The sequence below is a fragment of the Marinobacterium sp. BA1 genome (assembly GCF_041155135.1).
GTDB classification, from domain to species: domain Bacteria; phylum Pseudomonadota; class Gammaproteobacteria; order Pseudomonadales; family Balneatricaceae; genus Marinobacterium; species Marinobacterium iners.
On record NZ_BAAFHC010000001.1, the window covers coordinates 3,888,792 to 3,902,062 of the forward strand.

Sequence of the window (13,271 nt, forward strand, 5' to 3'; positions counted from 1 at the left end):
TCATTGACTATAATGCAACAGGTCCTATACAGAAAGACAGGTGCAGAAGGTGTCGCATGATCAATCCTATCCTGCCGCAGGTGCTCAATGAACTGCGACAACACCCAGAAGGGGTCAGTGAGTATCATTTGATGCGTACGCTGGAACAGCAGCACGCATTCGATGAACTGAACGCGGACGGTGCATTGGCGCTTTACCGCAAACACTTCATCATCATGAATGCGTTGTATGATTTGCAACAAGTGCTTTGGGAAGAGGAACAGCGTGTACTGGTTATTTCACCGATGCATATCGAGTTGCACAAGGCGCATGATGAATCGGATCAGGTGCAGGCCAACCCATTGTTGAGCGAGTATTACCTTGATTGGCACAATTTTGAACAGACCAGTGCTGAAGACGTACAGCAACTAATGGATTCGGTGACCGGCCCTCGTCATTGAGGGCGGTCACCGACCGCTTGAGGGTCAGTCCTCTATTTTTCCACTTTTGATCCGTTTCTCATACAGTGCTTCCAGCTTGTACATGTCCTGCTGCAGCTCGAAGAAACCGTGCCAATGAGCGTAGTCCGGGCCTGCCATCATGGCTCCATGACGGGCGCGACGGCCTTCGTGATGCCAGAGGTGGTAAAAAGTAATCTGGAACTCATCGGTCCATGGATTCTCTTTAAGCAGTCCCTTGGCTCTCAGATCCTCCAGCATCTTCTTGGCAGGGTCATAATATTCCACGTTGTAGAGCATGACGGCCTTGTCACCCTGAGCGAAGAAGCCCTTGGTGTGTGACTCACCGTGACAGGAGCTGCAGACCTGCATCATCAGCTTGCGACCGCGATCCCCATCTCCCAGCAACGGACTCATCACGTCAGTGGAGTTGCGCTTCTCGGAACGCTCATCCCAGAGGTTCCAGTACAAGCGTTCGGTAATGTTGTGGGTGGAGCCGAGTTTGCCAATACCGCTCATGTGGCAGGTGGCACAGGTGGGGGCGCGATAGTCACCGGGCTCCCAGCCATCGGCGGGGCTGTCCCAGGTCCACTCATGGCCTTCTGTCGCGTATATCTGGCCGTGCTTGCTGTTCTCGAATACTTCAATATCGGGATGGTCAGGCCCCATGTGGCAACTGGCGCAGGCGGCTGGCTTGCGCGCTTCAGCCAGCGAGAAACGGTGGCGGGTGTGGCAGGCACCGCAGTTGCCGGTTGCCCCGTCCGGATAGATGTTGCCCATACCGGAGTTGGGCCAGGTTGACGGATCAGGTTTGCCATCGGCCATCAGCTTGATCTCGGTGCCGTGGCACTGCATGCAGCCGGTCTCGTCCGGGGCGTTGCCAAGTTCGGGGTTATCACGACCTTCATGGAACTTAACCAGCGCGTGCAGACTGTTCTTTGGAATGATCTGACGATAGGCGCGGAAGTGACCGCTGTGATTGAACTCATCCTGTTCCTGGGCATGGCAGCGACCGCAGGTGTCGGGCGAGACCAGCGGTGTGATATAGACGTTGCTGAGACCTTCCTCGGCATGCAGCTGGGCATCCACATCTCCCTTGTTGGCAGCGTGGCAGTCATTACAGCCCACACCGACATGGCTATGGCGACTCTTCTTCCAGTCGGCCACAACACCGGGGTGCTCATCCTGGTGGCAGCTGACACACTTCTGGTCCAGCTCGGTCAGGCTTTTGCTGAATACGATGCTGCGTACCGGATTCATGTCGATGCCACCGCCCTCTTCAGCAAGCAGGGGGGCAGGACCGAGTATCAGGCTCAGCAGCAGTAACCAGCGTATTCTGATCAGTCTCATGACAGTTTCCTCATCCTTCAGTCGCGGGCATGGGCGAGAGTTGCGGGGGCGGGGGCAGGAAGCGTTCCAGGTCGGTATGACCGACGCGGTGGCAATCGACACACTGGTCCTGAATAGTGCCGAGAAAGTAAGGTTTGTGAGCGACGAATTGGGCGTTGTCGAGCTCAGAGCCGGACTGCAGGTTGTTGTGGCATTTCAGGCAGCCGGAATCGTAGACATATTCGTTGGCGCGTAACCGTTTGGCGTGCCAGTCCACGTCCTCGGCACCGATGACAAACTCCATCCATACATCCCAGGCACCGCTGCGGGCTTTTTGAAACAGGTAGCTCACATAGTTGTCATGGGGCAGGTGGCAGTCGGAGCAGTATGCCTGCACGCCAGTGGTGGAGCGGCCACCATGGGGATCGCGTAGGAAGGAGGCTTGCATCGGTTTCATGCTGTGACAGCTGCCACAGAACTGCTGGTCAGATGTCATGTTGAGCGCGGTATCCGTCACCGCCCAGCTGACCACGATGCCAAGCCCGGCCAGTGTCAGTATCAGTAGTGCCTTGATCCAGAACATGGCGCTAATATCCCTGCAAAATGCATGTTTTATTGTTATGCCCTGCAGCCTAGTTGATAACATCAGGGTTGTCAGATTTATGCGGCTTGCCTGACCTGTTGCCAGCGTTCAAACTGGTGTCAAACATTTAAGCAAGGATTACACCCGTGACATTGAAATTGCCTTCGGCGCTGCTAACCCTCCTGATGCTGATACCGACTACAGCTCATGCTGAAGAGCGCGCCCTGTTTCTGCAGAAAGTGTACATGTCGTTCTGCCTGAAGCATTTTGATGACTATGGTGCGTTGAGGGCGAATCTGATAGAGCAGGGGCTGCCCAAACTGTCTGTGCAACAGGCAGCCCCTTTTTTGCAGGGGCGTGAAGGTGATGCCTGGCCGGTGCCCTATGAAGGTCAGTTCGGCCAGTTTGTGCTCACACTTCCGGCCGGCGACAATCTCTGCGCGGTGATGGCGCGCAGAGCTGATCCGGACAGTACCGGCCGCTGGTTTGCCACTTTGGCCAAAACGGCACCGGAGCCGCTGGAAGTACAGCAGGTGCTGGATGAATCGACACATACTCCACTCAACGGAGAGGCATACACGCGAGCCTGGCGTTGGGCGGCTCCAGCAGCGCTGCAGCAACTGCAATTGACTCTGACGACGGCCCGTGAATCTGACGCGGCCATTCAGGCCATGGTCTCGCTGGCGGTAATTCGTACTGAACAGCAGGAGCGTTAAGTGTTACAGATATCCAATGCCGTCAGCATTGCCGACAGTGAAGTCGAGCTCAATGCGATTCGATCTCAAGGGGCTGGCGGTCAGAATGTGAACAAGGTCGCCAGTGCGATCCATCTGCGTTTTGATATCCATGCCTCGTCTCTGCCCGAGTTCTACAAGGAGAGGCTGCTGGCATCCAACGACAGCCGCATCACTCAGGATGGGGTGGTCGTGATAAAGGCGCAGCAGTACCGAACTCAGGAACAGAATCGTGAAGATGCGCTGCAACGGCTGGTCGAGCTGGTTCGCAGTGTGACGCGGGTGGAGAAAGCGCGACGCCCGACACGACCCACTCGAAGTTCACAGCGCAAGCGGATCGAGAAGAAAAAGCAGCGCGGCAATATCAAGTCGATGCGTGGGAAGGTTGATTCCTGATCATCAACAAAACTGATCTTTAATCGCTGTTTTTTACTATTCCTGATCTGCATGGTAGATACAATAATGGGGTCATTCCATTCATATCAGCGTTGCCCCGTGCACGAGGAGTCTTGAGATGACCGACCGTACCATTAAGCGCCGTATCACAGCCCGCCCCAGCCGTGACGGTGCCGGTGTAAGTCTGCTGCGCAGTGTAGGCCAGTCTCCCGGCCAGCGTATCGATCCTTTTCTGATGCTGGACTGTTTTTTCTCCGATAACCCGGACGACTACATTGCCGGCTTCCCGGCTCACCCTCATCGCGGTTTCGAGACCGTCACCTACATGCTTGATGGGCAGATGCGCCATCGAGACCATCTGGGTAATGAGGCTGTACTGGGCAGCGGAGGCGTGCAATGGATGACCGCTGGACGTGGCGTTATCCATGAAGAGATGCCAGAGCAGCAGGAGGGCCTGATGCGCGGTTTTCAGCTCTGGATCAATCTGCCGGCAGCCGAAAAAATGACTCCGGCGCGATACCAGGAATTTGCAGCTGAGGAGATCACCAATATTGAGGACTTGCAGACAGGGGCGCGTGTGAAACTGATCGCGGGCGATATCACGCTGAACGGACAGACCTATTCGGGTCCCGTCAGCGGCATCAGTCGAGCTCCTTTGATGCTGGATTTGAGGTTGCCGGCCAATACCACGTTCAGTGTGCCCCTGCAGGATGACAGAGCCGGATTCGTGTATCTGTTTGAAGGTAGCGCACAGATGTACGATGCAGGGTTGAATCTGCATGAGGCGGCCGAGCTGGGTGAAGGTGAGCTGATCCAGCTGCAGGCGGGTCCGGAAGGGGCAGCGCTGTTACTGCTGGCGGCGCAACCGATTAACGAGCCGATTGCACAATACGGCCCCTTCGTCATGAATACGCCGGAAGAGATTGATCAGGCGATCAATGACTATCGCAACGGGACGCTGGTCTAGCGCCCGTTGCCAAAACGGGCGTTACTGCCAAGGACGGAACATTTGACGCTGCAGCTGCCACATCTGCTGGCGCTGCTCTTCGGTCAGCACCTTATTCATCTCGTCCTGTGCCTTGAGGCGTGCCTCAAACAGTTTCAGCTGACGTTCCTGCATCTGCTTGTGTGCCTGCAGCAGCTGTTTGCTGTCAGGCTGACCGTCCTGGTAAAGCTTCATCATTTCCTGCTGGTGGGCCTGCATCTCCTGCATGTGGGATTGTTGCTGTTGCCAGAGCTGCTCCTGTATTTTGCTCATCTGTTTCTGTTGCGCTTCGTCCAGCTCGACAGCATATCCGGCCCCCCCCTGAAGGCCTCCCATCATCGGACAGGGCATCATGCCCATACCACCCATCATCGGGCCGCCATGCATCATGCCCATTCCCATGCCATATCCCATCATGGAACCATAACCGCCCATCATGCCCGGTCCCTGCCCCTGCATGTGTGGACCAGCGCCCATCCCCATGGAACCCTGAGCTGAAACCGATGCACTGAGGCCCAGACCCAGTGCCAGACCCAGCAGTGAGCGGGCCATCGTGTGCGTATTCATGACGATCTCCTTGCGTAGTTTGTTCAGCGTTGAATATCGCGTGTTCCAAGCATGGCACAGGCTGGGTCATGCGCAAGCAGGAGGGGCTGCAGAAATCTACTAAAACCGATCAAGATTGTGCAATACAGAGAGAGCGTATCAAGGGTAAATTTGCCATGACTATAACTATAAGATCTGGTGAATGTATGAAAATCATTATATTTTCAGATGTGCCTGCGATGGCTATTTGCGATCAGATCGAAACTGATTTTTGCGTCCGGCCTGAGTGTGTAATAACGGGTAAGGTTGATAGTACCTTGTTGAAAAAATATCAGGCGCTTTTGGATACCCGAGAAAGCCTTGTTATTCTGATATCTTCTGCAGGCTATAAGGATAGTATGGAATCTGTTCTTGGAATACGTTCATGTTCCAGTGTGCCAATTATACTTGCAGCCAATAATCTGAGCAGGGCTGATGAATATATATTGCGTAATGCAGGAGTGGATGATTTTCACGAAGGTCTGGAATACGATACCTTTTTCTGCTTGCAGATTCGATCGGCAAAGCGCTGGATAGATCGCTTTGGCAATCATGATGAAAAAAACAATATTCGATTTGGAAATTGGGTTTTTCAGAAGAATATGAGTGTTGTTGTATCACCCGATAGACGGTCTTTCAGAATTAGCCAGAAAGAGTACAGGTTTTTGGAGCTGTTGTTGAAAAGGCAGGGTGATATTATTACGCGAAGTGAGATCTCCAGATATGTTTTTAAAAGAGATTGGGATCCAACTGATAAGTCAATCGATGTATTGGTTTCAAAGCTGAGATGTCGATTTAGAAAAGAAAAGCAGTATCAGGGGCCTGCAATTGAAAATGTGAGAGGGGTTGGCTACACGCTGATACTTAACTAACTGCGCCTGATCTCCATCGGGGTCGCTCCGGTTTCCTGCTTGATATGTCGGGTCATGTGGCTCTGATCGGTAAAGCCACACAGATCAGCAATGGCTGACAGTGACAACCCACTTCTTCCCTGTGATCTAATCAGCTTTATGGCAGCGTTCACCCTGCGCCGGATAATGAAGCGGTGGGGGGTGATGCCCATATCACGCTTGAATGCACGCGAGAAGTGATGAGGTGTGCAGTGACAGAGAGCTGCCAGTTCGTTCAATGTGATTTTCTGCCCCAGGTGGGCATCGATATATTCAGTCACCCTGGTGTAGCGGTGGGATGGGATATCAGGGGTGTTGGTCAGTGCCAGAGATGTGTTCGTATAGTGCTGTATCAGGTGTGAAATCAGCGCCTTTTCCAGGCTTTCAACGTAGGTTGTACCGTGGTAATAACTCTGCTGCATTTCATGGTAAAGCAGTGTCGAAAGGCTTTTCAATACTTCGTCCTGTCGATTGAAGAAAAGATCCATCTCGATATTACCACCATTTATTTCAGCTTCCTCTTCTGCAAAAAGTTTCAGTTCTGTTGTTGGAATAAGGAAGTGGATACAAGTTGAGTTCTCTTCATCGATCACCCACTCGTTTTCACTGAAAGCCGGAACGAGTGCAAAGTCATTATTTTGCCAGACGCCCCTGTAGCGCTCACCCGAGCAGTTATACAGCACTTCGCATGCAGGTGGCTGATTATTTAAAATAAGAACATGATGGTCCATCTCGGGAAGAGTAAGATCGACGCGAGGCAGGGGCGAGTACTCTTCAATCAGAATTTTGCCTGAAGAATGAGTGTAATTGGTTTTGGTAGGGCTGAAAGGAATAAGCTCAAGTCGCCCTTTGGGAGATATTATGCGATCTTTTGTCATGGCTTATTGTCATTATTTTATTAATGCAATGCTATACCATGTTTCAGGGTTAATCAAATGTAAATAATTTGTTACATTGCGTTTCAATTTGTTACAAACAGGTTGGAAACAGAATATTTAAGCGGCCTTAAGGACTCATTAATCTGCTCCAGTCAACATACTGGAGTGAAACCATGACATATTATAAGAAAACACTGTTGTCTGGCGCTGTGCTGGCCAGCTCGCTCTTCGTTTCCCAACAGGTTATGGCCATCGCCGAGACGGTTCATCCTCGTGATTATATCCCTGCGCCTGCTGGGGTTAATCTGTCCGTTACCTATCTGGATCACCGCAGTGCCGATAAGGTAAATGCAGATGGCAATACTGTAGCCAATAACGCGGGCTTTGAGGCCAACGCGTTGATTCAGCGTTTCATCCATTACACCGAGCTGCTGGGCATGCCGGCTGACCCCCAGGTGATTGTGCCGATTGTCGATGTTGATGTGGGCATGGCGGGACAGGACAGTCAGGGTGTGGGTGACATTTTCTTTGGCTCCACCTTCTGGCCGTTGGCGGATAACGAAAACAAGCAGTGGTTCGGCATAACCCCGTTCATTTATATGCCGACTGGTGAATATGATTCCAACAAAGCTGTGAATGTGGGCGCCAACCGCTGGAGCTATGTTTTGCAGGCCGGTTATACCAAGGGTCTCACCGACAAGCTGTATCTGGACGTGATCGGTGAGGTGGAGTGGTATGGCGACAACGATGACTACCTTGGCAACTCCACCCTCTCCAAGGATGAAGCTTACCGCTTCAACACCATGTTGTCCTACGATGTGGGTCCGGGGCGTTATGTCTGGGGTCGCTATGTGAAGCAGATTGGTGGTGAAGAGTCCGTTAATGGCATGTCACTGGATAATGAGATGGATACCGACACCATGAGCATTGGCTACACCCATTGGGTGGGTCAGGACTTCCAGTTACAGGCAGAATATACCCGTGACCTTAGCGTGGAAAACGGTTTTGAAACAGATGGCGTGACCCTGCGTCTGGCGATCCCGTTCTGAGGAGGTGACTATGCGCAGTATTCATTCTGTATTACATACACTGCCCTTGGTTGCGGTATTGGCAGGGGCTTCATTTCAGCCTGTGTTTGCTGCACCGGTTACCGCCGATCGCTTGGTTGAAGCCGCCTCGGAAACGGGCAGCTGGCTGACCCATGGGCGTGATTACCGTGAGCAGCGTTTCAGTCCTTTGCAGCAGATCAATACTGAAACCGTCGACCAGCTTGGGTTGAGCTGGTACCACGAGTTTGAATCTACCCGTGGACTGGAAGCGACGCCTCTGGTGATTGATGGCGTACTTTACACTACTGGCAACTGGAACCATGTGTATGCGTTCGATGCAGTCAGTGGTGAGTTGTTGTGGGACTTTGATCCGGAAGTGGATCGAGCGGTCGGGATCAAACTGTGCTGTGATGCCGTCAACCGAGGCCTGGCGGCTTGGGGCAACAACCTCTATATGGGGACGCTGGATGGTCGCCTGATTGCAATGGATCGCGATACCGGCAAACCGGTCTGGACCGTCCAGACCACCGATCCGGACAAGTATTACTCCATCACCGGCGCGCCTCGCGTGGTGAAAGGAAAGGTGCTGATCGGTAACGGCGGTGGAGAGTTCGGTGTGCGCGGCTACTTCTCCGCCTACGATGCCGAGACCGGTGATCAGGTCTGGCGTTTTTACACGGTGCCGGACGATCCTGCCAAAGAGACCAGTCCGATCCTGAAGGAAGTAGCCTCTACCTGGAGCGGAGAGTGGTGGAAACTGGGCGGGGGTGGTACCGCCTGGGACTCCATGGCCTATGACCCGGAACTGGATCTTCTGTATGTGGGGGTTGGCAACGGCTCGCCCTGGAACCGTGAAATTCGCAGCAATGGCGAGGGTGATAACCTGTTCCTGTCTTCCATCGTCGCGGTGCGCCCGGATACGGGTGAATACGTTTGGCATTATCAGACAACACCCGGCGAAGAGTGGGATTACACCGCCACCCAGCACATGATCCTGGCGGATCTGGAGATTGATGGGCAGCTGCGCAAGGTACTGATGCAGGCGCCGAAAAACGGTAATTTCTACGTTCTGGACCGTGTGACGGGCAAGTTCATCTCTGCCAAAAACTACGTCAATGTGAACTGGATGACCGGCTTCGACGAAAACGGTCGCCCCCAGATCGTACCTGAAGCACGCTACGGCACCACCGGTAAGCCCTGGATCGCAGCACCTTCACCTTTCGGTGGCCACAACTGGCAGCCGATGAGCTTCAACCCCGAAACCGGACTGGTGTACTTCCCGACACGTGAAATGGGCTTCCCGTACGTGCCGGACACCAACTTTGATCCGGGCGAGAAGAAGGTCAACTTGGGTGCCGACCTGAATGCGGCTGCCATGCCGCAGGATCCGGCTATCAAGTCTGCCATCAAGGCCGCTACCAAGGGCCGTTTGGTTGCCTGGGACCCGATTGCGCAGAAAGAAGCCTGGGGTGTGGATCAGCCCGTTCCTTGGAACGGCGGTACGCTGAGCACCTCCGGCGGTCTGGTGTTCCAGGGCGACGGCAAGGGCAATTTCAAGGCGTTCGACGCTCAGACCGGTGAGGAAAAATGGTCCTGGTTCGCCCAGACCGGCATTGTGGCTGCCCCTGTGAGCTACAGCGTCAACGGCAAGCAGTATGTTGCCATCATGGCAGGCTGGGGTGGTGCCGTACCGCTGGTGGTCGGTGGTGAGCTTCTGTCCGAATCTCTGGCGACCAAAACCAACCGTCTGCTGGTGTTTGGTCTGGGTGGCAAGGCACAGCTGCCTGAGTTCAAACAGGTTAACAAGCCACTGACACCCCCACCGGCAACGGCTGATGCTGAAACCGTGCAATTCGGCCAGAAGCAGTACCAGACGTACTGCACTACCTGTCACGGTGACTCTGCCGTCAGTGGTGGTGTGATACCGGACCTGCGTTATGCATCGGACTGGACCTTCCAGAACTGGGAAGCCATCGTGCTGGATGGTCTTTACAAAAACAGGGGCATGGTGCCGTTTGATGATGTGATCGATGCGACGGATGCACAGGCGATCAAATCCTATGTGATTCATCGTGCACACCAAACTCTGCAAGAGCTTGAACAACGCAACAAGGGAGAAACCAAATGAAGTGGACCAAACCTGCCTACACTGATCTGCGCATCGGCTTCGAAGTCACCATGTACTTCGCCAACCGCTGAGCACCCTGCGGCCCTTCGGGGCCGCTTTTGCTTACCGATCCTTTTTTACCCCAGCGGATACACACAATAATGAAAATACAGATACTGGGCTCCGCCGCCGGGGGCGGCTTTCCGCAATGGAACTGCAACTGCGACAACTGCAAAGGCCTGCGCGACGGCACCCTCAACGCCAGGGCCCGTACTCAATCTTCCATCGCGGCCAGCCTCAACGGCACCGACTGGATTCTGTTCAACGCCTCACCGGATATCCGCGCTCAGCTGGAAAGCTTCGCGCCGCTGCAGCCGAAACAGGGCACGCGTGATACCGGCATTGCCGCCATTGTCCTGATGGACAGCCAGATCGACCACACCACCGGCCTGCTGCTGCTGCGCGAAGGCTGTCCGCATCAGGTCTACTGCACCGACATGGTCAAGCAGGACCTGAGCACCGGCTTCCCGGTGTTCAACATGCTGGAGCACTGGAACGGTGGCCTTAAGTGGCACCAGATCCCCAGTGACCAGCCCTATAACGAATTCACCATTGCCGAGGTGCCGGGCATTACCCTGACCGCCGTGCCGCTGCGCTCCAGCGCGCCGCCGTACTCGCCGCACCGCAACGACCCGCATCCCGGTGACAACATCGGCATTCTGCTCAAGGACGACGCCACCGGCCGTTCCCTGTTCTACGCTCCGGGGCTGGGTCGGATCGAGGACCACCTGCGCCCGATCATGGAGCAGGCCGACTGCCTGCTGGTGGACGGCACCCTCTGGCGCGAGGACGAGATGATCCACGCCGGCGTCGGTGACAAGCTGGGCGTGCACATGGGGCACCTGCCACAGTCCGGGGAGGCGGGTATGATCGCCTATCTGGATACCCTGGAGAAGCCCCGCAAGATCCTGATCCACATCAACAACACCAATCCGATCCTGATCGAGGACTCGCCCGAGCGCGGCGTGCTGAACGAACACGGGATCGAGGTCGCCTTTGACGGCATGAGCATTGAACTCTGAGGAGAGCCTACATGAGCAACCGTGAACCGATGAGCCGCAGCGAATTCGAACAGGCCCTGCGCGCCAAGGGCGATCTGTACCACATTCACCACCCCTACCATGTGGCCATGTATGCCGGTGAGTCGACCCCGGAGCAGATCCGGGGCTGGGTCGCCAACCGCTTCTACTATCAGGTCAACATCCCGCTCAAGGATGCCGCCATTCTGGCCAACTGTCCGCACCGCGACGTGCGTCGTCAGTGGCTGCAGCGGATCATGGACCATGACGGGTACGACGGTGCCGTCGGCGGCATCGAAGCCTGGCTGCAACTGGGCGAGGCCGTGGGGCTGTCCCGCGAGGAGATCCTGTCCCATGAGTATGTCCTGCCCGGCGTACGCTTCGCCGTGGATGCCTACGTCAACTTCGCCCGCCGCGCCACCTGGCAGGAAGCGGCCAGCTCCTCGCTGACCGAGCTGTTTGCCCCGCATATTCACCAGTCCCGTCTGGATACCTGGCCCACGCACTATCCGTGGATCAAGGCCGAGGGCTACCAGTACTTCCGCAACCGCCTCACCGAAGCACGCCGCGATGTGGAACACGGCCTGCAGATCACCCTGGATCACTACACCACCCGCGCGCAGCAGGAGCGGATGCTGGAGGTCCTGCAGTTCAAGCTGGATGTGCTTTGGAGTATGCTCGATGCCATGACCATGGCGTACGAACTGGAGCGTCCGCCGTTCCATACCGTGACGCCGGAAAAGGTATACCACCGAGGACTGTTCAATGACTAAACCGGCGCTGGACCAAATCCCAAAGCTGAACGCCATGTTCCGCTTCCAGTGGGAAGAGGCGCAGAACTGCCATGTGCTGCTGTATCCGGAAGGGATGATCAAACTGAATGACAGCGCCGGCGCCATCCTCAGTGAAGTGAATGGCGAGCAGGACTGCGCCGCCATCATTCAGGCACTGGAAACCCGCTTCCCTGACGCCGGTGAACTGGGGCCGGATGTACTGGAGTTCCTGGCGATTGCCCATGAGCAGAACTGGATCGGCTATGTCTGAGCTCAAGTCTGAACACGCGTCCACACAACAGCAGACACCCCAGCACCCGAGCCAACCGCTCTGGCTGCTGGCGGAACTGACTTACAAATGCCCGCTGCAGTGCCCCTACTGCAGCAACCCGCTGGACTTTGCCGCCCATGGCGAAGAACTCACCACCGATCAGTGGATCGAGGTGTTCCGTCAGGCCCGCAAGATGGGCGCGGCGCAGCTCGGCTTCTCCGGTGGCGAGCCGCTGGTACGTCGGGATCTGGAACAGCTGATCGCCGAGGCACGTTCGCTGGGCTACTACACCAACCTGATCACCTCCGGCATCGGGCTCAATGCGGACCGCATCGCCGCCTTCCGTGAGGCGGGGCTGGACTATATCCAGATCAGCTTCCAGGCCTCTGACGAAACGGTCAACAACATGCTGGCCGGCTCCGACAAGGCGTTCCAGCAGAAGCTGAAAATGGCCCGTGAAGTGAAGGCCCAGGGCTACCCCATGGTGCTCAACTTCGTCACCCACAAGCACAACATCGACCGGATCGACCGCATCATTGAGTTGTGTGTGGAGCTGGAAGCGGACTTTGTCGAACTGGCCACCTGCCAGTACTACGGCTGGGCCTACGAAAACAAGGGGGCGCTGCTGCCTACAAAAGCGCAGCTGGAGCGGGCCGAGCGCATCACCAACGAATACCGTGAAAAACTCGCGGCCGAAGGTAACCCGATCAAACTGATCTTCGTCACGCCTGATTACTACGAAGAGCGGCCGAAGAAGTGCATGAACGGCTGGGGCGAAATCTTCCTCACCGTGACGCCGGATGGCACCGCCTTGCCATGCCACAGTGCCCGCATGCTGCCGATCGAGTTCCCCAATGTGAAGAACAATACCCTGCAGCATATCTGGCACGAGTCGTTCGGGTTTAACCACTTCCGCGGCGATGACTGGATGCAAGAGCCTTGCCGCTCCTGTGACGAAAAGGAAAACGATCTGGGCGGCTGTCGCTGCCAGGCCTATATGCTGGCCGGTGATATGAACGCAGCGGACCCGGTGTGCAGCAAATCACCGCATCACCAGACGATCCTCGATGCCCGTGCCGCTGCCGAGCAGAGCGGTGAGGATACGCCGATCACCTTCCGCAACGAACGCAACTCACGGGTGTTTGCGCGTGGGTGAAAAGGCAACTGAATGACAT

At 55.5% G+C, this 13,271-nt stretch carries 16 protein-coding genes; 12 read left to right on the forward strand and 4 right to left on the reverse strand.

What is annotated here, in order from left to right; translation table 11 throughout:
• Window positions 1-56 precede the first annotated feature (56 nt).
• Window positions 57-440, forward strand: coding sequence for a DNA-J related domain-containing protein (locus ACAM29_RS18675; protein ID WP_206835892.1), 384 nt, complete (start codon window positions 57-59; stop codon window positions 438-440).
• 24 nt (window positions 441-464) lie between these two features.
• Here the strand turns inward: ACAM29_RS18675 and ACAM29_RS18680 are convergent, their stop codons facing one another.
• Window positions 465-1,787 carry a multiheme c-type cytochrome gene (locus ACAM29_RS18680; protein ID WP_369625035.1) on the reverse strand — a complete coding sequence of 441 codons (1,323 nt, stop codon included), beginning with the start codon at window positions 1,785-1,787 and terminating at the stop codon, window positions 465-467.
• Between the two features lie 10 nt (window positions 1,788-1,797).
• Complete coding sequence (locus tag ACAM29_RS18685; protein WP_369625036.1) at window positions 1,798-2,349, reverse strand: cytochrome c3 family protein; 552 nt, start codon at window positions 2,347-2,349, stop codon at window positions 1,798-1,800.
• Between the two features lie 146 nt (window positions 2,350-2,495).
• Between ACAM29_RS18685 and ACAM29_RS18690 the strand changes: the two genes are divergently transcribed.
• The 3 genes from ACAM29_RS18690 to ACAM29_RS18700 all read left to right on the forward strand — a co-directional run bounded on the left by ACAM29_RS18690 (window position 2,496) and on the right by ACAM29_RS18700 (window position 4,446).
• Window positions 2,496-3,065: a hypothetical protein gene (locus tag ACAM29_RS18690; RefSeq protein WP_369625037.1), complete on the forward strand. Its 570-nt coding sequence runs from the start codon at window positions 2,496-2,498 to the stop codon at window positions 3,063-3,065.
• Entirely contained in the window at window positions 3,066-3,479 is a 414-nt protein-coding gene (gene arfB / locus ACAM29_RS18695; RefSeq protein ID WP_369625038.1) for an alternative ribosome rescue aminoacyl-tRNA hydrolase ArfB, read from the forward strand. It begins immediately after the preceding gene.
• A 118-nt stretch (window positions 3,480-3,597) separates the two neighbouring features.
• On the forward strand, window positions 3,598-4,446 hold the full coding sequence (locus tag ACAM29_RS18700) for a pirin family protein (RefSeq protein ID WP_369625039.1): 849 nt from the start codon (window positions 3,598-3,600) through the stop codon (window positions 4,444-4,446).
• 21 nt (window positions 4,447-4,467) lie between these two features.
• On the opposite strand, the gene ACAM29_RS18705 is transcribed toward ACAM29_RS18700, so the two are convergent.
• Window positions 4,468-5,031: a Spy/CpxP family protein refolding chaperone gene (locus tag ACAM29_RS18705; RefSeq protein ID WP_369625040.1), complete on the reverse strand. Its 564-nt coding sequence runs from the start codon at window positions 5,029-5,031 to the stop codon at window positions 4,468-4,470.
• A 68-nt stretch (window positions 5,032-5,099) separates the two neighbouring features.
• Here ACAM29_RS18705 and ACAM29_RS18710 point away from each other — a divergent pair, with 68 nt between their 5' ends.
• Window positions 5,100-5,921, forward strand: coding sequence for a winged helix-turn-helix domain-containing protein (locus ACAM29_RS18710; protein ID WP_369625041.1), 822 nt, complete (start codon window positions 5,100-5,102; stop codon window positions 5,919-5,921).
• Here ACAM29_RS18710 and ACAM29_RS18715 read toward each other — a convergent pair.
• Entirely contained in the window at window positions 5,918-6,817 is a 900-nt protein-coding gene (locus ACAM29_RS18715; RefSeq protein ID WP_369625042.1) for a helix-turn-helix domain-containing protein, read from the reverse strand. The genes ACAM29_RS18710 and ACAM29_RS18715 overlap by 4 nt on opposite strands.
• Before the next feature lie 173 nt (window positions 6,818-6,990).
• Here ACAM29_RS18715 and ACAM29_RS18720 point away from each other — a divergent pair, with 173 nt between their 5' ends.
• The 7 genes from ACAM29_RS18720 to pqqE all read left to right on the forward strand — a co-directional run bounded on the left by ACAM29_RS18720 (window position 6,991) and on the right by pqqE (window position 13,252).
• A complete protein-coding gene (locus tag ACAM29_RS18720) occupies window positions 6,991-7,866 on the forward strand; it encodes a transporter (RefSeq protein WP_369625043.1) in 876 nt (291 codons plus the stop codon).
• A gap of 10 nt (window positions 7,867-7,876) precedes the next feature.
• A complete protein-coding gene (locus tag ACAM29_RS18725) occupies window positions 7,877-9,994 on the forward strand; it encodes a PQQ-dependent dehydrogenase, methanol/ethanol family (protein WP_369625044.1) in 2,118 nt (705 codons plus the stop codon).
• Window positions 9,991-10,065 (forward strand): pyrroloquinoline quinone precursor peptide PqqA, encoded by a 75-nt coding sequence (gene pqqA / locus ACAM29_RS18730; RefSeq protein ID WP_091827356.1) that lies wholly within the window; start codon window positions 9,991-9,993, stop codon window positions 10,063-10,065. The genes ACAM29_RS18725 and pqqA overlap by 4 nt, the downstream gene beginning before the upstream one ends.
• 69 nt (window positions 10,066-10,134) lie before the next feature.
• Window positions 10,135-11,055 carry a pyrroloquinoline quinone biosynthesis protein PqqB gene (gene pqqB / locus ACAM29_RS18735; protein ID WP_369625045.1) on the forward strand — a complete coding sequence of 307 codons (921 nt, stop codon included), beginning with the start codon at window positions 10,135-10,137 and terminating at the stop codon, window positions 11,053-11,055.
• Window positions 11,056-11,066: 11 nt separating this feature from the next.
• The gene (pqqC, locus tag ACAM29_RS18740; protein ID WP_369625046.1) at window positions 11,067-11,825 is read left to right on the forward strand and encodes a pyrroloquinoline-quinone synthase PqqC; all 759 of its coding nucleotides are present in this window, start codon (window positions 11,067-11,069) and stop codon (window positions 11,823-11,825) included.
• The gene (gene pqqD / locus ACAM29_RS18745; RefSeq protein WP_091827333.1) at window positions 11,818-12,096 is read left to right on the forward strand and encodes a pyrroloquinoline quinone biosynthesis peptide chaperone PqqD; all 279 of its coding nucleotides are present in this window, start codon (window positions 11,818-11,820) and stop codon (window positions 12,094-12,096) included. Before pqqC ends, pqqD begins: the two co-directional genes overlap by 8 nt.
• Window positions 12,089-13,252, forward strand: coding sequence for a pyrroloquinoline quinone biosynthesis protein PqqE (pqqE, locus tag ACAM29_RS18750; protein WP_369625047.1), 1,164 nt, complete (start codon window positions 12,089-12,091; stop codon window positions 13,250-13,252). Before pqqD ends, pqqE begins: the two co-directional genes overlap by 8 nt.
• Window positions 13,253-13,271: the final 19 nt, after the last annotated feature.

Coding starts and splice junctions, on each gene's coding strand:
- pqqE (WP_369625047.1), top strand. CDS start 12,089: ATGTCTGAGCTCAAGTCTGAACACGCGTCCACACAACAGCAGACACCC.
- ACAM29_RS18680 (WP_369625035.1), bottom strand. CDS start 1,787: ATGAGACTGATCAGAATACGCTGGTTACTGCTGCTGAGCCTGATACTC.
- ACAM29_RS18705 (WP_369625040.1), bottom strand. CDS start 5,031: ATGAATACGCACACGATGGCCCGCTCACTGCTGGGTCTGGCACTGGGT.
- ACAM29_RS18675 (WP_206835892.1), top strand. CDS start 57: ATGATCAATCCTATCCTGCCGCAGGTGCTCAATGAACTGCGACAACAC.
- pqqD (WP_091827333.1), top strand. CDS start 11,818: ATGACTAAACCGGCGCTGGACCAAATCCCAAAGCTGAACGCCATGTTC.
- ACAM29_RS18715 (WP_369625042.1), bottom strand. CDS start 6,817: ATGACAAAAGATCGCATAATATCTCCCAAAGGGCGACTTGAGCTTATT.
- ACAM29_RS18710 (WP_369625041.1), top strand. CDS start 5,100: ATGCGCAAGCAGGAGGGGCTGCAGAAATCTACTAAAACCGATCAAGAT.
- ACAM29_RS18685 (WP_369625036.1), bottom strand. CDS start 2,349: ATGTTCTGGATCAAGGCACTACTGATACTGACACTGGCCGGGCTTGGC.
- ACAM29_RS18700 (WP_369625039.1), top strand. CDS start 3,598: ATGACCGACCGTACCATTAAGCGCCGTATCACAGCCCGCCCCAGCCGT.
- ACAM29_RS18725 (WP_369625044.1), top strand. CDS start 7,877: ATGCGCAGTATTCATTCTGTATTACATACACTGCCCTTGGTTGCGGTA.
- ACAM29_RS18720 (WP_369625043.1), top strand. CDS start 6,991: ATGACATATTATAAGAAAACACTGTTGTCTGGCGCTGTGCTGGCCAGC.
- pqqB (WP_369625045.1), top strand. CDS start 10,135: ATGAAAATACAGATACTGGGCTCCGCCGCCGGGGGCGGCTTTCCGCAA.
- pqqC (WP_369625046.1), top strand. CDS start 11,067: ATGAGCAACCGTGAACCGATGAGCCGCAGCGAATTCGAACAGGCCCTG.